Below are 19,860 nucleotides of genomic sequence, written 5' to 3' on the forward strand. Positions count from 1 at the left end.
TTTATCTTGCCATATTCTCAAGTGCATTTAATTCAGGTTCGTTTTCAACAGAAACAGGATAATTTATTATTACTAAATCATCAAATTTCACATTATCATAGAAATCGCTTATAAAAAACTCCCGGCTGTTTTCAATGTTGCCGCCATACCTGTTAAACTTTCTATAATCAACAACATACACTTCCTGATAGTTATTAAGCGCCCATACTGCAAACGCGTTTCCAAAGGATTCTTTCACAATACATATTTTTTTGCCATTATTTATAGAAGTCTTAAAAACTTCTATAGGATAATCTCCTTCCAGCAGACAATCATAATTTTCAAACCCTGGATTTATCCCTTTCATCTCCTCAATGTACTGAGTCAAATTAACATCATAATAAGACGCTCCTGTATAGTTGCCTACTGGATAATAGAGAGTTAATTTATCATATGTATCTTTCATTAAATCATATCCGTCTGTTCCTGATAAGTAACCAAGAAAAGAACCTTGATAATTATCTATAGTTTGATTTGCAAACATTTCCGGCTCATCGATATATCCGCCGCTATAGCTTAAAAATTCTTTATAAGCATAATATGCGCCAAGCTGCGTCCAATGGTGGTCTGTTTTAAAAAATATATTTTCATTGGCATGTTTCATTAAAACGTCCTCAACGTTAATTGGCGTCACATCATCATGCAATCCATCATATATACTGGCTATTTCATTTAAATAGCTGGACTTTTTTGCATCAGAAGCATAAAACTCAGAAGCGGTCGGGATGACAATACTATATGTATTAGCTTCAGGTACAGCATCAGCAAAATTATTCACTATATTTGAATATCTATTGCAATTCTCATCACTAATATCTAATATTTCCATACAGAAATGATTTTCACCGTTGCTGAAAACGTCAAACCCGTTATATGAACCATTATAATTCTGATATCTGTATTCATCACTTATAACAGTCCCGTCCATAGGGTTTTGCTTTCTGCCTTTATCAATATGTACAGTCATATTCTGGGAATCCCAAGAAACATGATACCCCATTGTACTTCCTACAGCACGAATAGGTATAAACATCTCTGAATTTTCAAGTATTGGTTCTGAGCCAATATTAACTTCTCTGGAATTGACCGTTATATCACTGCTATAAACACTCAGAACATAAGTATTTCCATTATTTTTAACAGTCAATTTATTATTATCTTCTGAATAATAAATATCAAGACCCAGTATATCAAAAATTTCTGAAGCCGGCAAAAAAACTCTCCCGCTTTTTATAATTGGTTCACAGTTAGAAAATTCAACTCTATTTCCATATACATATACAAATACCTCCTGTTTGATAGCTAAAACATCACCTGCAAACAACACGCTCATCATGGATAACAATAAAATAAGCGCCGAATATAATCTGATTTTAACCGAATATTTCAAAAATACTCTGCTCCTTTACCATTTAACATATTTGAGTTATTATATCATACTTATATTTCCAATGCAATATTTCTAAATAAAATTTTTGTATTATTTTATTGAAAAAATATATTATAAATATAAAATTACTTTATAATTACATTACATAAAAAAGCCTTGCATTTTTGTATAAAGTGATTTAAAATGAGTTTTTGTGATAATACGACCAAATTTCTGCAAAGGGGTTATGATTATGAAAGTCCTAATGGCAACAATGAAACTAGATATTGGCGGGGCAGAAACTCACATTGTCGAACTTTCCAAAGCGTTAAAACGCCGCGGTATTGATGTCTATGTAGCTTCAGCCGGAGGTGCATATGAAAAAGAACTGACAGACGCCGGGATAAAACACTTTTATGTGCCTATGTCAGACAAAAATCCAAAAGATGTAATAACCGCATATAAAACTTTAAAAAATATCATAATTGATTATAAAATTGATGTGGTTCACGGGCACGCAAGAATACCTTGTTTCATATTAAATCTTATCAGAAAATCAATTAATTTTAGATTCGTCACAACAGCTCATTGGGTTTTCAGTTTAAAATTCCCATATAAATATATAACCAAATGGGGTGACCGCTCGCTAGCTGTAAGTGATGATATAAAAAAATATCTTATTGATAATTATGGTATAAAACCGGGAAATATAAGAGTAACAATCAATGGTATAGATACTCAGAAATTTTCAAAAAATACTGATTATACTGAAGTTGCAGAAGAATTTGGACTAACGCCGGAAAAACGCAGGATAGTATATGTCAGCAGGATGGATATTGATAGAAGTCTTGCTGCTCATAAACTTATTTCTATTGCAGAAAAACTTGATGAAAAGATAGATGATCTTGAAATTCTAATAGTTGGCGGCGGTAATGACTTTGAAAATATGAAAACTGCTGCTGATAATGTAAATAACAAATTAAATAAACCTTTAATCAAATATACTGGAAGCAGAACCGACATAAATAAGCTGGTTGCCAGCGGCGAAATATTTATCGGCGTCAGCCGTGCGGCTCTTGAAGCCATGGCCGCGGAAAAACCGTCTATAATCGCAGGAAATGAAGGATATATCGGTATATTTGACCAAGATAAACTAGGTATTTCTATTGATACTAATTTTTGCTGCAGAGGCTGCCGTGAAACTGATGAAAATATATTATATGAAGATATTATAAAGCTTATGGGCCTTCCTGAAGCAGAAAAAACAAGATTAGGAAGCTATTCAAAAGAAGTTATCGAAAAATATTATTCTATAGATACTATGGCTGATGACGCAATGAAAATGTATGTCAGCATAATTAAAAGTGAAGGTATAAACGATGTTACTAATGATGAATTTGAAGACATTGATGAATATATTTTTCCCTTGCGCAAAAATAAAACTTATGATGTTATGATATCAGGTTACTATGGCTTTGACAACAGTGGTGATGATTCAATATTAAAAGCCATTGTGAACAATCTTAAAGAACTAAAACCCGATATAAAAATACTGGCATTGTCAAATAACCCCAAACAGACTAAAGCTGTTTATGGTGTGGATTCGATTCATAGGTTTAATTTTCCTAAGATTTATTTAAAATTAAAAAACACATCATTACTAATTAGCGGCGGCGGAAGTTTGATTCAAGATATCACCAGCGACAAATCTTTGGCATATTATCTCACTATAATAAGACTTGCCCAAAAATGCGGCACAAAAGTTATGCTGTATTCTAATGGAATAGGACCTATACAAAACAAACACAATTACGCTAAGATAAAGAATACTCTTGATAAGGTTGAATTAATTACTTTACGCGAAGATTCTTCTAAAAAGGAACTTGAAAAAATAGGAGTTAATAACTCAAATATAATTATAACAGCAGACCCTGCTTTTACGCTAAAACCCACTACTGATGAAACAACTGATAATATCTTATTAAAAATGGGGCTAAAAGAAGATTCAGAATTCGTATGTATATCTGTACGTCCTTGGAAAACAATCGGCAAATCTTTTGAAAAAACTATTGCAGCAACTGCTGATTATATAAAAGAAAAATATGGCATTGACAGTGTATTTGTTCCAATGCAGTGCCCTAAGGACGTTGATATTTCGAAAAGAATTTCTTCCCTTGCCACAAAAACCGGCTATATAGCGCCTGAAAATTTGACGCCGCCTGAAATTTTGGGGCTTACTGCACGGTCCAAAATTGTTATAGGAATGCGTCTGCATACGCTTATATATGCAGCCGCCACTTGCACTCCAATAATCGGATTGATATATGACCCGAAAATAAATGCTATAATGGATTATATTGACCAAAAATACAGTATTTCTGTAGATAACCTTAATCCTGTCACGATAACCAGGTATATAGATGAGCTTATTTTATCTCATGACGATATTGTAGCTAATTTAAAAAATACAACCGCATTAGCTAAAGAGAAAGCTCTTGATACCGCAAAACTCGCAGTAGATTTAATTAAAAACTAGGACTAAATATTAATATACAGCTAGAATTGTGTATTATATCTATTTTTATATAACTTAGGCATGTATTAGAATTATATTTAAAGCAAAATTATTTTTTCAATATCAAACAGCAAAGTAGATATTTTAGTTAATTACTTAATACATTCACAGTAAAATATAAAGGAAGGTAACTATATGAATTTATTTATATTCAATAATTTAAATAATGATGATGTTGTAACTTCATTACTTAAATTTAAAAGTGACGGAGATGAAGATGCGTATTATCAGGCGGCACGTAATTTGATCTCCTTCTCTAAACACAGGCTGACAGACGGAAATATTATTGATGAATATATTTTGCGTTTAATGCTTGAACAGGACAATTTACCTAATCCTGAAACAATACGTGACTTTTTGCGTCAGGACATAAAAACTGTTTATGATAATCTTTTATGTATAGATTGGGATAAGCTTTGTATATCTCAAGATCTTGTTCCAATTTCATCCATAATTTCGACACCTATAGAAACCGGATTACATGGATATGCGAGATCTCTTGAAAGTATGATGAATTCAAAATCACGAGAGGCCTTGATGGGCGCAATACTTGCACATGCTGAAGTTTTCGGTACCGGGAGTTCATCAGCATTTGCTGCATTAAAATGGGAAGGAAAATCATTAAAAGGAATTTATAATACAGATCCTATCACATTTGATGACCTTTGCGGTCTTGAATATCAGAAAAGAATACTAATAGCAAATACAGAAAGCTTTATGTGCGGAAAACCTGCCAATGATGTTCTGCTGACCGGAAGCAGCGGCACAGGTAAATCTTCATGCGTTAAAGCTAGTCTTAACATGTTTAAAGACAGAGGTTTAAGACTTATTGAATTAAAAAAGTCTGATTTAGATGATTTGCCGCTGGTTTTCAGAAGCATAAATAATCAAATTTTAAAATATATTATTTTTATAGATGATTTATCTTTTGAACCTGATGATATGAGTTATAAATTATTAAAAGTTGCCCTTGACGGTCAAGCAGAAACCAGGGGAGGAAACGTTCTAATCTACGCTACTTCCAATAGAAGAAACTTGATTAAAGAAACGTGGGCTGACCGCGAAGGCGGTATGAATGATGAAATTCACAGGAGCGAAGCTCTCTCAGAAAGAAAATCTTTAGCAGCACGATTTGGAATAAATTTAAGTTTTCTAACTCCTACACAAAAGGAATATCTCAATATAGTTTCAGACATGTTAAGAAGAGAAGATATTCAAATGGATGAGAATATTCGTTCTAAAGCATTAACTTGGCAAATACAATATAATGGCTTTTCAGGCAGAACCGCCGCTCAGTTTGTTTCAAATTTCCTAAGTGAACAATAATATATTAATTATAAATTATTAATTTTTTATAACAAATACGTTTTAGGTGAAAATTTTGTTGATTTTTGTAGAAAATTGTGAGACAATAAGTATATGGACAATTATGAAATTTTAAAATAGTGGGTGAAAGATTATATGTCAAAATACAATGTCAACGATGACTTTTCACAAGATAATATAGATAATGATATATTAAAAAACGCGTCTAAAGAACTTGAAAATAAAAATTCTAAAATTATTAGAGATAACGATAAAGAAGAAAATTTAAAAGACAATTCAAAAAATAAATTAAATAGTAAAGAAGAAAATAAAAGTTCTGAATTTGTTAAAGATAACTTTAATGATGAACAAACCTCATCTACAGATGAAAATAATAATTTAAAATCAACGGCAGATTCTAAAAATAATGATGATGAAATTAAAAGAAGTCCGGTTAAGAACAGTACTATAAAAACAAAAAAGAAAAATTATAAAACAATAAAAATTGTTGCTGCCTCTGCTATTTCTTTAATAGTTTTAGCAACTGCCGGATATGGAATATATGTCAATAGCTACAGTAATATAATGCCTAATACTTATATTGAAAATATAAATCTTGGAGGGTTAACCCAAGAAGAAGCTGCAGAAAAATTAAGTCAAGAATATGATCAAAATAGAATTCAGGGCAAAACTTTGAAATTTATTTGCATGGGTGACCAATCCACTATAGATATTAAAAACTTATCTATGCAGTTTGAACCGGAAAAAATGGCTAGTGACGCTTTTCAAGTTGGACGAACAGAAGCCGGCTTTTTTAATAAACTTAAATCTTATACTTCAAGCATATTCTCAGGCAGTAAAGTAAGGCCAGCTGTATCCTATGATGAACAGGCGCTTACCGGTGCAATTAATGATTTATGCGCCCCGCATGAGATTGAACCGTTAGGTTACACCTTCAGAATCGGTGATAACAACGATATAGTAATCGCTAAACCTCAGGACGGTATTAAGGTCGATATGGAATCTGCTATACAATTGGTTATTGACCAAATTTGTTCTTTTAACTTTGGTGATATTGAATTTATTCCGATTAAGACAAAAGCTCCTGAACTTGATTTGGACGATTTTTATAATTATATAACCAAACCGGCTGAAGACGCGTCATACGCCAAGGACGATAATAATAAAGTCTATGTTGTTCCGGGAAAACCGCAAATCGTCGTTAATAAGTCGGAAATTAAAGCCGCAATTGAACAGCCCGAAGATGATTACAGCATACCGGTTCAATTGGTTAATCCTGCTGTAGACACTGAATTTCTGCAAAGTATCCTCTATGAAGACACTTTAGGAACTTACACTACCGACTATAGCGGAAGCAGCGCTGCCAGAGCCGGAAATATAAGACTGGCTTCAAACACAATCAATGGTTTGGAATTACTTCCGGGAGAAAAATTTGATTTTAATGATGTCGTTGGCAAACGTTCACCGGACAGAGGTTATCAGCAGGCACCGGTTTACGTAGTCAAAGAAGGTAAAACTGTGAGTGAAGTTGATTATGGCGGCGGAATATGCCAAGTATCATCAACACTTTTTTGCGCAATCAACAGAGCGGGTCTTGACGTTATAGCCAGAACCTCACACTCAAAAGACGTAGCATACGTTCCTAAAGGAATGGATGCCACCGTGTCTTGGGGAGGTCCGGAGTTTATATTTAAAAACAGTACAAATTATCCCGTTAGAATCCTTATTGATGCCAGCGGCGGAGTTCTGTCTGTTAGAGTTGTAGGTTCAAATGTCTCTAAACCTAAGATTAACTTAGACGTTCAAAATGATGGAAATTCTATAACAGTTATTAAAACGACTACCAGTTCAGACGGCAGCACAACTCAAGAAACTATCAGCAGTAAAACTCCTCCAACAAAAGAACCTTCAAGCCAAACTACTGCCTCTGCAGAACCTCAGCAATAAATTTGGAAAAATATAAAAAAACTATTGAAATAAATCATAGTATATGTTATAATTTCTAAATCAATTAAAATACTTCAGGGTTGGGTGCAATTCCCTACCGGTGGTTATAGCCCACGAGCTTATTTTTATAAGTTGATTTGGTGAAAATCCAAAGCCGACGGTAAAGTCCGGATGAAAGAAGTCTATATTGTATCGATTATTTAAATACTTGAATACTTATTTTAAGTATTATAATTTATTTTGGTACTATAACACCCTGAAATTTTAGGGTGTTTTTATTTTGCAAATAATTAAAAATTTATATTATAAAGGGGAATTATTATGACTAACGAAGCCGTAAAAAAGAAAAATTCATTTAAACCCAAAAGTGTTTTGTCAAAACCAGTTATAACGACAAGAATGCTTGTTTCAATTGCTTTATGCAGTGCGATAGCATATGTGCTAATGCTAATTGAAATCGCAATACCTATTGTACCAAGTTTTGTAAAGTTTGATTTTTCAGACCTTCCGGCTCTCATTTGTGCCTTCACTTTCGGTCCGCTTGCCGGAGTATTTGTTGAATTGATTAAAAATCTTCTGCATTTATTAACAACCCATACAATGGGTGTTGGAGAATTATCAAATTTTATTCTAGGCTGCTGTCTAGTTATACCCGCCGGCATTATTTACAAAAAAAACAGAACTCGAAAAGGAGCTTTAATAGGCATGCTTGTCGGAACACTTTGTTTTGCGGCAATGGGATTTTTCTCTAACTACTTTATAGTTTTCCCGTTTTACATAAATGCAATGGGTTTTCCTATGGATGCAATTATAGAAATGGGAACTAAAATCTCACCTATTCTTGACAGTGAACTAAAACTTATAGCTTTATGTATAACTCCATATAATATTTTCAAAGGCGTTATTATATCAATATTAACATTTTTATTATACAAACGTCTTAAACCAATATTAAAAGGTAAGGCATAAAAATAATGGGCCGCAGAACAAAAGCTCTGCGGCCCAAAAATCAATAAGAAATAAATCATAAAAAAATCTTCTGAAATTATTTACAAGACAATTTGACAAACTTTATTTTATTATTTGTACCTTACACATCATATATATCGTCCCCCGAAGTTCTAAAATAAACTTTTTAATCTAAATAATTAAGAATTTCATAAATCTTTTATATTATTTAAAACCATTCTGTTATATCAAAGAACAAGTTATTGCTATAATCCATAACAAAAACCTTATTTAAAATGTGCTCAAATCGTAAATCCTTTAAATTTCCGGATATTTTATAACTTTCAACAAAGTTTGGATTATTAATTAATTCAATACAATGAGTTTTAAAAGACTTGCTCATTTCCCTATGAAGAAACTTTGGAAGTCTTGCGGTCTTGTTATTTTTAATAAAATCCACTGCCAATTCCTCAATAATGCAATCTCCAAAAATTTCATACAAAATCTCATAAAATGCTGTATTTGCCAACTTTCCTGCTTTTTCACTGCGTTTGGTTTTTTCGCCCAGCTGCTCAAATAAAGAATAAGGATTATTATCATAAGGCGGTTTTTCTGAAATACTTCTTATACTATTAAAGAATTTTCCGCTGTTATAAAACATATCCACAGCATTTTCAACTTTTTTTAATTTCAGAAGTTCTGACGCTGATATCCATTTTGTTGAAATCACTTCATATGGAGGGAACTCTGCATATTTTATATCCGAAGTAAATCGTTCAGATACCTGTGTGCCTTTTAAGACTTTTAAAAATCCTAACTGCAACATGTCAGGACTCATCGAATACACAAAATTAAAAGATTTAATAAAAGAATTATAATCTTCAAATGGCAATCCAGCTATCAAATCCAAATGAATATGTATATTTTTTGGCTCTGTCAAACGTCTTATATTATATCTTATTTTTTCTAAATCATAATTTCTGTTAACTGCTGTAAGAGCCTCGTGATTTATAGTCTGTACGCCAACCTCAATTTGAAACATATCTTTTGGAGCTGAATTCAAAACCGAAATCAGTTCATCAGTTAAAATACTTGCTTCTATTTCAAAGTGAACTTTGGTAGCAGTTGAATTTTCAATTATATAATTCACTATTTCTACTGCCCGTTTTGAATCACAATTAAAAGTTCTGTCTATCAATTTAACTAAAGGAACCTTTTTATCAAAGAAAAATTTAAATCCTTTTTTAACATATTCCATTGGAAAGTATCTTATCCCATTACTATCTGCCGACGACAGACAATATGCACATCTGAATGGACACCCTCTAGAGGTCTCGAAATACAATATTTTATTTTTAAGATTTTCTATATCCAAAGTTGTATACGGAAACTTCAGACTGTTTAAATCCACACATTCTCCTTGATAAAACCTATTCGGTCGTTTTCCTTGCTGAATCAGTTCCAGCACTTTGCCAATTATTATTTCTCCTTCTCCTCTGATTATTGTATCAATAAAATTGTATTTCTTTAGAAGTTCATCAGAATTATAACCGCTTTCAGGGCCACCGAATATAATTACAATATTTGGCATAGCTTTTTTTATTAATTCCGCAGCTTTCAGAATTATCTCAATATTCCAAATATAGCAAGAAAAGCAGTACACATCTGCACCGCTTTCCACTAATGCTGAATATATAGAACCAATACTGTCATTAATTGAAAATTCCATTAGTTCAGGATTAAATTTTATATTATATTTTTCTATATACCTTATTGCCAAAGATGAATGAGAATATCTGGCATTAACGGCAACAAAAACCGTCTTCATTACTTTTTCTTTCTCCTTATTGGAATCACTTCTCCATCCGGATATTCAACTTCAATATTTTCCAGCTGGGCTCTGAGATTATATTTAACATCCATTATATATTCTTTTCTTAGCTGAGCACGTTCCTGCTCTTCTGCTTGAGTAAGACCATTTTCACTTTTTGCTTTTTTTGCCAGCTCATTTATTCTTTTTATTTTCTTTTGCTCCATATATCCTCCATTATTCAGAGAAACCGTTAGGATTTTCTTTATGCCATTTCCATGCAGTTTCGATTATTGTACCTAAATCATTATACTTCGGTTTCCAATTCAGTTCTTTTTTTGCTTTTTCAGAACTAGCAACCAGTATAGCCGGGTCACCCGGTCTCCGTTCTCCAAGTTCAGCCTTTATATCCACACCGGTAACCTTTCTAGTTATATCTACAACTTCTTTTACAGAAAATCCGTTTCCGTTTCCAAGATTATAAATATTAGATTTTCCATCGGCTCTCATCTTATCAAGAGCAAGAATATGAGCGTCTGCCAAATCAGTAACGTGAATATAATCGCGTACACAGGTTCCATCTTCGGTATTATAATCATCGCCGAATATTGTAATACTATCTCTTTGTCCAAGTGCAGCCTGAAGAATAATAGGAATCAAGTGCGTCTCAGGATTATGGTCTTCACCTATTTTTCCGCTTATATGTGCGCCGGCAGCATTAAAATAGCGCAGTGCAGTGTATTTTATATCATATGCTTCATAACACCACTTAAGAGCCTTCTCGACGGCCAATTTAGTTTGTCCGTAAGGATTAGTAGGAATAGTTGGGTCAGTTTCCATAATTGGTATATTCTGCGGCTCACCATAAGTTGCAGCAGTAGATGAGAATACAATTTTATCCACACCATACTGTTTCATTTTACTAAGCAGACTCAAAGTTGACACAACATTATTATTATAATATTTAAGCGGGTCCTCAACGCTTTCGCCTACCAAAGAATCGGCCGCAAACTGAATGACTGAATCAATTGTATTTTCCGAAAAAACCTTATCTAAAAAATCGCTGTCACGCAAATCACCTATCATTAATTTGCCGCCTAAAACAGCTTTTTTATGACCTTTTTGAAGATTGTCAGCAACAACAACGTCCTCGCCTCTATCAAGAAGTTCTGAAACAGTATGGCTGCCAATATATCCTGCTCCTCCGCATACTAAAACTGACATAATATCTCCTCCATTATTAGTATATATTCTAACTTACATATAAACCTATTTACAAATATGGCTATAGTTTATAACAAATAAAATTGCTTGTCAACAGATAATTAAATATTGTAATGCTATTGTTGACATTAATCGCTAAAAATGATAATATAAACATTATTAAACTATCGTATTATCTATAACTTTGAGGTATTTTTATGGTTAATAAAAAAAATGATTTTAATACAATAAATTTGATACAAACACTGATGAAACCTCTGTTTATGTTTATCATACTATTTATATTTGCACACTCATCCGTTTATGCTTCAGATGATAGTCAAAAAATTGAGGAGACAGCAAGATATGTTCTTTCTCAAGCGACTATACCAACAATATCATCTACATCTGGTGAATGGGCTGTTATTGGAATATCACATTCAGGTCTGAATGTCCCCGATTCATACTTTGACAGTTATAATGCCAGAGTCTCAAATATTTTGGATGAAAAAAACGGAAATTTAGGACGAAAATATACCGAATATTCCAGAATAGCCATTGCGTTAAATTCAATTGGAGCTCCAACCAGCAATATTGGTGAAAAACGATTTAATTTATTTTCATATATTAATGATTATGATAAAGTAATTCTACAAGGTATAAACGGACCTATATTTGCTCTCACCGCTAAGGTATTATGCGGCGACAGCGATATAGAAACAGCTCAAAAATACAAAGAATTTATTTTAAATCATCAAAATTCTGACGGTTCTTTCGGTCTTTCTCAAAATATGCCTGACACTGATATTACGGCAATGGCAATCAGTGCATTGTCTCTGTGTAACGATAGTCAAGAAATAGACAATGCTATCAACAAAGCTTTCTTGTATTTGTCTTCAATACAGAAAAATGACGGCAGTTTTACTGCAAATCCTAATGAGTCAGAAGGAAACAGCGAAAGTATCTCTCAAGTTATAATAGCTATGAAAAGATATGGACTTTCGCCTCATGACAGTTTTTTTACAAAAAATGGATATACACCATATGACGCACTTGATAGTTATAGAATAAGCGGAGGCGGATATCTTCATTTAAAAAGTGATGCCGACGCAAATCAAATTGCCAGCGAACAGGCACTTCTCGCATTGACTGAGGTGCAAAAGCCAGCTAATATGTTAATCTATGACCGAATATGGTTTGACGCTAATGTAAAATATTTAGAGAGTATTACAAAATAACTATAAAAAAGGACATTTAAATGAAAGTTAAAAAATCAGCTAAAATTTTAAATATTAGTATTTTAATTATATTGTGTATAATTCTGTTCTCAGGCTGCTCAACTAAAGACATCTCTAAGTCAAATTTATATGATAATATAAATAATGATTCTTATTCAATATCTTCAGAAAATAAAAGTTACAATAAAGATGAGGGGGGTGCTGTAAGCAGTCACAGTTTCAACAGCAGTAAAAATACAGATTTGTCAGAAGAAAATAGTAATTCTGATACAAATAATCAACAAAGCAATACCAAAATTCCCTCCGAAGATATGAGTTCCAATTCTGAACAGAATGTTATGCCCGAACAAAACGGTACATCTAATACTTCAAACTCACCTGCAAATGACAATCATGAAAACCTCGATACATCAAGTCAGAACACCATAAATAATGAAAGCCAAACAACACAACAGATACCTGATACACAAAATAATCCGTCATCAACTGAAAATGAAGGTTCTGATAGCTCTAACTATTGTTCATTTATTGTCGACTGCAATAAAGCTTTTGAATCCACAGAATTATCACAAAGCTTAAGAGATGTGCTTCCTAAGGACGGAATAATATATTCAGGAAATCCGAAATTTAATCAGGGTGAAAGTGTTTTTGACCTGTTAAAACGTCTCATGAAAGAAAATGGTATACCTTTAGAGTTTTCCTCATCTCCTGCTTATGGTTCCAAATATATAGAAGGAATAAACTCATTACACGAATTTGACTGCGGCGAATTATCAGGATGGACATATTTTGTAAACGGCAGCCGCCCAAGTTATGGATGTGATAAATATATAATAAGACCCGGTGATGACATACGCTGGTATTATACATGCAATCTCGGCAATGATATTTGATAAAACTATTCGAAGTTTTATTATTCACTTTTTGCAGATAAAAGAAGAGTAATCAACCGTTTAATAATTTGCGGCATTCTAGTTTAGTTATAATTAATGGAGGATATATATGAAAGATGAATTCTCACGTTTTCACCCAACAATAAATTTTATATACTTTGCAGCAGTAATAACATTTTCAACTATCTATATGAATCCAATACTACTTTCAATATCATTCATTTCAGGACTTATATACTCAATCTATTTAGACGGACGCAAATCATTTCGTTTTAATTTGCTTACTATTTTACCAATTTCTATATTTGCCGCCTTAGTAAATATTGCATTCAATCATAATGGAATGACAATATTATGCTATCTTCCAACAGGAAATCCTGTAACGTTGGAATCTATAATTTATGGAATATGCGCTGCTGTACTTTTATCAAATATAATTATTTGGTTTTTTTGTTTTAGCCGGATTATAACATCAGATAAATTTATCTATCTTTTTGGAAAAATAATCCCCTCACTTTCTCTGGTATTATCTATGATTATAAGGTTTATCCCTCTTTTTAAACACCAGTATCAAGCAGTGTCAACGGCTCAAAAAACATTGACATACAACAATAAAAACAATAAAATTACATCAAAAATAAAACATTCTCTCAATATATTTTCAATAATGCTGACATGGTCATTAGAAAATTCTATTATTACAGCCGATTCAATGAATTCTAGAGGATATGGTTTGAAGGGCAGAACGGCATTTTCAAACTATAAATTTTATTTTAGAGACGGTATAGCGCTGATAATATTGGCAGCGCTTATTATAACATTAATTTTTCTAACACATGGAGGATATGCTAATATTACATTCTACCCTTTCTATGAATTAAATATTACCGGAATTGGAATAGTGGGTTATATTATTTATGCAGTTTTATGTATTTTACCAATGATTATTAACATAACGGAGGACATGAAATGGAATTATTTTCGGTCAAAGATTTAAACTTTTCATATACAAATAACAGAAATAATTTCGCCCTGAAAGACGTAAGTTTCAAAATTAACAGCGGTGAATTTATAACTCTGTGCGGTAAATCAGGCTGTGGAAAAACAAGTCTTTTAAGACAGTTAAAAACAACCTTGTCTCCAAGCGGATTTAGATCAGGCAGTATAAAATACTGCGGTAATGAACTTGAAAAAACAGACAGTTGGGTTCAAGCATCGGAAATTGGCTTTGTAATGCAAAAAGCAGAAAGCCAAATAGTTACCGACAAAGTATGGCACGAAATGGCTTTCGGACTTGAAAGTTTGGGGTATGACACAGACGAGATAAGGTTAAGAGTCTCAGAAATGGCAAGTTTCTTTGGTCTGCAATCATGGTTTTATAAAGACACAAACACCCTTTCCGGTGGTCAAAAACAACTGCTTAGTCTTGCGTCAGTAATGGTATTAGAACCAAAAATACTTATCTTAGACGAACCAACAGCCCAGCTTGACCCAATATCTGCGGGTGATTTTATGCAGATGCTGCTTAAAATCAACTGTGAGTTCGGAACAGCTATACTTGTTTCAGCGCATAATCTTGAGGAAGTCGTACCTATTTCTGACAGAATAATTGTCATGGAAAACGGCAGGATAATAGCCGATAACGAACCCCGATCCGTCATACTTAATTTAAGAAACACGCAAAATGAAATGTTCTCCGCTATGCCGTCACCGGCTCAAATTTACGCCAGTGTTGACAGAGGCTGTAACTGCCCTCTTACAGTAAGAGAAGGCAGAGATTGGATAAGCACATATGTACAGGGAAAGGAAATAAAACCTGTACCAGTTAAAAAAATTGGTTACAAAGAATCTGAAACGGTTTTGAAGGCCAAAAATATATGGTTTAGATATGAAAAACGTGATAATGATATTTTAAAAAATATTTCTCTTTCACTGCACAGCGGTGAATGGCAATCGCTTGTTGGAAGCACCGGGGTTGGAAAGACAACGTTTTTGTCTATCTTGTCAGGAACAAAATCCCCATATAGAGGAAATGTTGATACAATGGGCAACAGGGTCTGCCTTCTGCCTCAAGATCCCACAACTATATTCGAAAAAGATACTGTTATGGCTGATTTGGTGCAAGATATAAGTCAAAAAGACGAATCATATCTTCAAAATATTATTAATCTTTGCGACCTTTCTGAATTACTATACATGCACCCATATGATTTATCAGGAGGTGAACAACAGCGCGCAGCTTTAGCCAAAGTATTACTGAAACGTCCTCGCATACTGCTTCTTGATGAGCCGACAAAAGGACTTGACGCTTTATTTAAGAAAAAGTTGGCAGGAATACTCCTGAACTTAAAGATACGAGGAATTTCTATCATTATGGTATCTCATGATATTGAATTTTGCGCCCAATATTCTGATAACTGTGCATTTCTGTTTGACGGAGAAATTATTTCTAAAGATGAACCTCGTGCATTTTTTTCAGGAAACAATTTTTACACAACATCTGCTAACAGAATTGCCAGACATATAATTCCCAATGCTATAACCACCGATGATGTTATATATGCTATAGGAGGTTCGCCTGTCATAACCAAAAGTTCACCCAAACATAATAGTCGTGATTCCGCCCTGCCCCCTCTTCTTACACCGGTGAAAACAAATATAATAACTGACAAAGGATCAAAAGGTTCGGTATTTTTCTCAGTATTATCCTTATTATTAATACCGTTATGTATATTTTTAGGAATGAAATTTATACATGAAAGACCATATTATTATATAAGCATTGCAATTATACTGCTTTCGATAATCCCATTTATTGTTATGTTTGAAGGCCGAAAACCACAGGCGCGTGAACTTGTTACTATAGCAGTACTTTGTACTATAGGTGTTATTGGAAAAATTGCATTCTATATGATTCCTCAGTTTAAGCCAACAGTTGCTATTATAATTATTTCCGCAATGGCTCTTGGTTCTCAGCGAGGCTTTCTGATTGGAGTAATAACCGCCTTCGTATCAAACATATTTTTAGGACAGGGCCCCTGGACGCCATGGCAAATGTTTGCCTGCGGTCTTATTGGTTTCATATCCGGATTTATGTATAAAAAAGAGGCACTGCCAAAAACGACAGTGCCAATATGTATATTTGGATTTTTAATAACTCTGTTAATATATGGCGGGATTATGAATCCCGCGGCTTTAATAATGGCCAATGATACAATATCTATGTCCACTCTTGCCGCTTATTATATATCAGGAATCCCATATGACATTATACATGCGGCTTCAACTGTTATATTTTTAATAGTTTTAGCAAAACCTATGCTTACCAAACTTGATAGAGTTAAGAAAAAATACGGTCTTCTCCTCAAAGGCAGAAATTCATATAACTAATTATTAAACTCATCTTTAAAGAAACATAATGCAGTCATTTTGGAAACTTCTGATCTGGCTGCATTTTCTTTTGGGGCAAACCGTCTACCTTCCATACCATTTATAATCCCAGCCTCTTTAAGATGTTTAACGCTATTTTTCGCATATCCGTCTATCTCAATATAATCACTAAATTCATCTGCCAAATTCATTTCAGATTCTGTTCCTAAAGATTTACCATATAACATTTCATAAAATCTGTCTAGGATTACACAGATATCTTCACGAGTTATAAAATTATTCGGTCTAAATTCTCCATTTTCAAAACCATTTATTAGACCATTTGCCGAAGCCCAATTAACATTATCAAAATACCAGTCACTTTTATTGACATCATTGAATATCAATGAGTCGCCCTCATCCGATTGAATATTGTTTTCTGCATTCCAAATTCTTGAAAGCACAGACACAAATTCTGCTCTTGTCATTGGAGCTTCTGGCCTAAAAGCGCCATCGTTATCACCAAGCAATATTTTTTTCTCTGATAAAACTTTTATATACCTATATGCCCAATAATCTTTTGAAACGTCAGAATAAATAAAACTCTCTTCTGTCGGCTTATCCGGTGTTGCTTCAGGACTAGCTGTTATATCCGGTGAACTGATAATCCCAGGCTCAGAACTTATCCCTGAACCATTTGAACCTGCGCTGCTCTCATTTTCCAAAGTATAGTCATCAGTATAATATAACTTTACAGCATCACCATTTTTAAGTTTATAAGAATCCATTCCAACACTTGGGCTTTTCTCATTTACAGTATATAACCAACCACTGTTTTTACCATTAGTATATTCTCCGATTGTTATGCCGCTTGGCGAAGTTATTGAAGAAATATACCCAGAGTCCAATCCCTTTGCAGTATAACCATTCTCACTTAGAACTGTCATAATGACGCTTAAAGCTGTATCGTTTGAAGAAACAGTCTTTTTGACAGGAAATATCCATGTAGGATATGAACCGGTATGCTTTCCATCTCCATGAGCAGTATCACCAATAACTGATACTGTTACCGTAATAGATGTCGTTCCGCCCCCTGTACTGCCTCCGCTGTTCCCGGAACTACTGCCGGAACTTGACGAGTTTTTAATCGGTTTTATATCATAGATATTATATGCTCCATAACTATCTAAGCCAACATATGATATCAGTGCTCTAAATCCCTGTTCAGTTGCTAACTTATTTAATTCTGAATTATCTATATATCCAAATCCGCTGTTATCCTCCAGAGTATATGAAAGCAATCCCGAAATCAAGCTGTTACCATTTTTTATAAATCTAGAATCATTTAATGAATTAATTCCCAAAGAAGATAATCCAGTTATTACCATAGCATCAGTATTTGATGAACCTAAACTTCCGCTTGATAATTGTTTTTCAGATAATATATTTACTATTTTGTCTACAGCCGTCTTTATTTGACTATGTGTCTTTGTATCTATTCCTACACTTTCTGCTGAATTTGCTAAATAATACTTAGAAAGTGCATTTAATACCATAGCTGAAGAATCATAATCCGGATAATTCATGCCTTCCCAGGTATATCCCCACACACCATCAGAATTTCTGCTCGTAAGTATATATTCTATTAAAGCCTCACGGGTTAGATTTCCGTTAACAGTGTAGTCTCCTGAATCATATAGAAGCATTGCAAAAACCGCATCAGTTATATATGTAATATCAGAAATATTATAGCTTGATATTTTATCTATTAAATCAAATACTTCACCATCTGAACTCTTAAGTTTTTTTATATCTGTGCCTATAGACTTTAATGCAAAGCCATCCTTTGCTAATGTTCCAATGGATTGAGAAGTAAAAGCGTCATCTATAATCAATTGCTTAGCTTCAGACTTGTTTTTAAGTTTCGAAGAATAACCTCCGCAAACCATATCAAATATAGACCAAGCTTCTGTTGTTTCAGTATATAAAGATGATATGTTACTCATCAAAAGCTTTATTTCTTTATTTATAACAGTATCAGGAACTGACGATGAAGTCGGAAGTGGTGACGCGCTTTCAATATTTGAAGTTTCTGTTGGGGCAGGGGTAAAAGTTTCTTCATAAGGTACATCCGTCGGTAACGGAGATGCGCTTACAACAACTGGTGCTTCAGTTGGAGACGGCGAAGCCGTTTCGGCATTTTCTTCCTCTACGGTTACCTCACACCACGGCAAAACAATATATGTAAAATCATCAGAATAACTCTCTGCAGAAATAAAATATTTTCCCGGAGTTTCAAAAGATAATGTAAAGTTTCCATTATTATCTGTTACTATTCCGGTGTCCTTTAAGTCATATTTATCAGTACCTGATAATATTTTTATATCCGATATCGCCTCTGTATTTGCTTCAATAGTTTCCTGCGGATAACAACCAAAGAATGAAACATACCCACTGAGATTCAAATTAACTTCCTGATTAGGAGCAGCAGTTACATTAGTTTTATCAAACCATGAGAATACGTCACTCCAAAATGACTTGTCCTGATACAAAAATATTCTGACATCATCATTGTCTTTCAAATATGACTTATCAGCAGTATAGCCAGTATATGAACCATACAAAGGATTTATAACACCATCATTCGGCTGGACGCCATTCACAAAAAAAGATGACGCCGAAGCATCCACGCCTAAGATTTTGGTAATAAACCCGCTGTTAATATCTAAATAATCTTTTGCGGTATTTACAGTAAACCCATCAGACAGCAATATTTTGTGAACAGCGATCAAAGCATCCAAAATGCTTACTTGACCGTCGTCTTCATTTTCATAACCGTATTGATACGCTAAATCAGATGAAACTGTGAGAGTTTCCGGAGCAAAATAAAATTCATCACCGGAAAGTGAAATAGTAACCGTCTTTTCCTGATTTCCCGATGCAAAAACTGCACCGCTCATAACAGATACACAGATTATAACAGCAAGAAAAACTGAAATAAGCCGGCGTACAAAATTTTGTTGTTGATAGTCTAGATTTTTCATAAAATCCCTCCATAAAATAAAAATGCCTGTACAAGGTAAATGTATAGACACAAAAAACACAGTGCGCTATGCAATGTGCCTTTGCCAAATCCAATACCC

The 19,860-nt window shown here is 33.6% G+C and carries 13 protein-coding genes and 1 riboswitch; of the genes, 8 read left to right on the forward strand and 5 right to left on the reverse strand.

Annotated elements, in window-relative coordinates; all coding sequences use genetic code 11:
* Position 1: 1 nt before the first annotated feature.
* Positions 2–1,429, reverse strand: coding sequence for a DHHW family protein (locus B9O19_RS01475; protein ID WP_102364774.1), 1,428 nt, complete (start codon positions 1,427–1,429; stop codon positions 2–4).
* Between the two features lie 232 nt (positions 1,430–1,661).
* Between B9O19_RS01475 and csaB the strand changes: the two genes are divergently transcribed.
* The 4 genes from csaB (at position 1,662) to B9O19_RS01495 (ending at position 8,225) form a co-directional block, all read left to right on the forward strand.
* Positions 1,662–3,944 (forward strand): polysaccharide pyruvyl transferase CsaB, encoded by a 2,283-nt coding sequence (gene csaB, locus B9O19_RS01480; RefSeq protein ID WP_158648881.1) that lies wholly within the window; start codon positions 1,662–1,664, stop codon positions 3,942–3,944.
* A 174-nt stretch (positions 3,945–4,118) separates the two neighbouring features.
* Entirely contained in the window at positions 4,119–5,309 is a 1,191-nt protein-coding gene (locus B9O19_RS01485) for an ATP-binding protein (protein WP_102364776.1), read from the forward strand.
* A gap of 135 nt (positions 5,310–5,444) precedes the next feature.
* On the forward strand, positions 5,445–7,256 hold the full coding sequence (locus B9O19_RS01490) for a VanW family protein (protein ID WP_102364777.1): 1,812 nt from the start codon (positions 5,445–5,447) through the stop codon (positions 7,254–7,256).
* Between the two features lie 66 nt (positions 7,257–7,322).
* A riboswitch (FMN riboswitch) is annotated at positions 7,323–7,443 on the forward strand.
* A 134-nt stretch (positions 7,444–7,577) separates the two neighbouring features.
* Positions 7,578–8,225: an ECF transporter S component gene (locus B9O19_RS01495; protein WP_102364778.1), complete on the forward strand. Its 648-nt coding sequence runs from the start codon at positions 7,578–7,580 to the stop codon at positions 8,223–8,225.
* A gap of 208 nt (positions 8,226–8,433) precedes the next feature.
* On the opposite strand, the gene B9O19_RS01500 is transcribed toward B9O19_RS01495, so the two are convergent.
* Genes B9O19_RS01500 through galE form a run of 3 tightly spaced genes read right to left on the reverse strand, consistent with a single transcriptional unit; the run spans position 8,434 to position 11,238 of the window.
* Positions 8,434–10,032 carry a B12-binding domain-containing radical SAM protein gene (locus B9O19_RS01500; protein ID WP_102364779.1) on the reverse strand — a complete coding sequence of 533 codons (1,599 nt, stop codon included), beginning with the start codon at positions 10,030–10,032 and terminating at the stop codon, positions 8,434–8,436.
* Positions 10,032–10,241 (reverse strand): DUF896 domain-containing protein, encoded by a 210-nt coding sequence (locus B9O19_RS01505; protein ID WP_102364780.1) that lies wholly within the window; start codon positions 10,239–10,241, stop codon positions 10,032–10,034. Before B9O19_RS01505 ends, B9O19_RS01500 begins: the two co-directional genes overlap by 1 nt.
* A gap of 10 nt (positions 10,242–10,251) precedes the next feature.
* On the reverse strand, positions 10,252–11,238 hold the full coding sequence (gene galE / locus B9O19_RS01510) for a UDP-glucose 4-epimerase GalE (protein WP_102364781.1): 987 nt from the start codon (positions 11,236–11,238) through the stop codon (positions 10,252–10,254).
* A gap of 197 nt (positions 11,239–11,435) precedes the next feature.
* Between galE and B9O19_RS01515 the strand changes: the two genes are divergently transcribed.
* The 4 genes from B9O19_RS01515 to B9O19_RS01530 all read left to right on the forward strand — a co-directional run bounded on the left by B9O19_RS01515 (position 11,436) and on the right by B9O19_RS01530 (position 16,738).
* On the forward strand, positions 11,436–12,455 hold the full coding sequence (locus tag B9O19_RS01515) for a prenyltransferase/squalene oxidase repeat-containing protein (RefSeq protein WP_102364782.1): 1,020 nt from the start codon (positions 11,436–11,438) through the stop codon (positions 12,453–12,455).
* A 20-nt stretch (positions 12,456–12,475) separates the two neighbouring features.
* Complete coding sequence (locus B9O19_RS01520; protein WP_102364783.1) at positions 12,476–13,348, forward strand: DUF4430 domain-containing protein; 873 nt, start codon at positions 12,476–12,478, stop codon at positions 13,346–13,348.
* Between the two features lie 109 nt (positions 13,349–13,457).
* Entirely contained in the window at positions 13,458–14,345 is an 888-nt protein-coding gene (locus B9O19_RS01525) for an energy-coupling factor transporter transmembrane component T (RefSeq protein WP_102364784.1), read from the forward strand.
* Positions 14,318–16,738, forward strand: a complete 2,421-nt coding sequence (locus B9O19_RS01530; RefSeq protein ID WP_102364785.1) for an ECF transporter S component — start codon at positions 14,318–14,320, stop codon at positions 16,736–16,738. The genes B9O19_RS01525 and B9O19_RS01530 overlap by 28 nt, the downstream gene beginning before the upstream one ends.
* Here the strand turns inward: B9O19_RS01530 and B9O19_RS01535 are convergent.
* Positions 16,735–19,761, reverse strand: coding sequence for an S-layer homology domain-containing protein (locus tag B9O19_RS01535; protein WP_102364786.1), 3,027 nt, complete (start codon positions 19,759–19,761; stop codon positions 16,735–16,737). The genes B9O19_RS01530 and B9O19_RS01535 overlap by 4 nt on opposite strands.
* Between the last annotated feature and the right edge of the window lie 99 nt (positions 19,762–19,860).

Origin of the sequence: Monoglobus pectinilyticus (genome assembly GCF_002874775.1) — a bacterium.
In the GTDB taxonomy this organism is placed as follows: domain Bacteria; phylum Bacillota; class Clostridia; order Monoglobales; family Monoglobaceae; genus Monoglobus; species Monoglobus pectinilyticus.

Excerpts from the sequence above, each read along its gene's own strand:
- csaB (WP_158648881.1), top strand. The coding sequence starts at position 1,662 with ATGAAAGTCCTAATGGCAACAATGAAACTAGATATTGGCGGGGCAGAA.
- B9O19_RS01485 (WP_102364776.1), top strand. The coding sequence starts at position 4,119 with ATGAATTTATTTATATTCAATAATTTAAATAATGATGATGTTGTAACT.
- B9O19_RS01490 (WP_102364777.1), top strand. The coding sequence starts at position 5,445 with ATGTCAAAATACAATGTCAACGATGACTTTTCACAAGATAATATAGAT.
- B9O19_RS01495 (WP_102364778.1), top strand. The coding sequence starts at position 7,578 with ATGACTAACGAAGCCGTAAAAAAGAAAAATTCATTTAAACCCAAAAGT.
- B9O19_RS01500 (WP_102364779.1), bottom strand. The coding sequence starts at position 10,032 with ATGAAGACGGTTTTTGTTGCCGTTAATGCCAGATATTCTCATTCATCT.
- B9O19_RS01505 (WP_102364780.1), bottom strand. The coding sequence starts at position 10,241 with ATGGAGCAAAAGAAAATAAAAAGAATAAATGAGCTGGCAAAAAAAGCA.
- galE (WP_102364781.1), bottom strand. The coding sequence starts at position 11,238 with ATGTCAGTTTTAGTATGCGGAGGAGCAGGATATATTGGCAGCCATACT.
- B9O19_RS01515 (WP_102364782.1), top strand. The coding sequence starts at position 11,436 with ATGGTTAATAAAAAAAATGATTTTAATACAATAAATTTGATACAAACA.
- B9O19_RS01520 (WP_102364783.1), top strand. The coding sequence starts at position 12,476 with ATGAAAGTTAAAAAATCAGCTAAAATTTTAAATATTAGTATTTTAATT.
- B9O19_RS01525 (WP_102364784.1), top strand. The coding sequence starts at position 13,458 with ATGAAAGATGAATTCTCACGTTTTCACCCAACAATAAATTTTATATAC.
- B9O19_RS01530 (WP_102364785.1), top strand. The coding sequence starts at position 14,318 with ATGGAATTATTTTCGGTCAAAGATTTAAACTTTTCATATACAAATAAC.
- B9O19_RS01535 (WP_102364786.1), bottom strand. The coding sequence starts at position 19,761 with ATGAAAAATCTAGACTATCAACAACAAAATTTTGTACGCCGGCTTATT.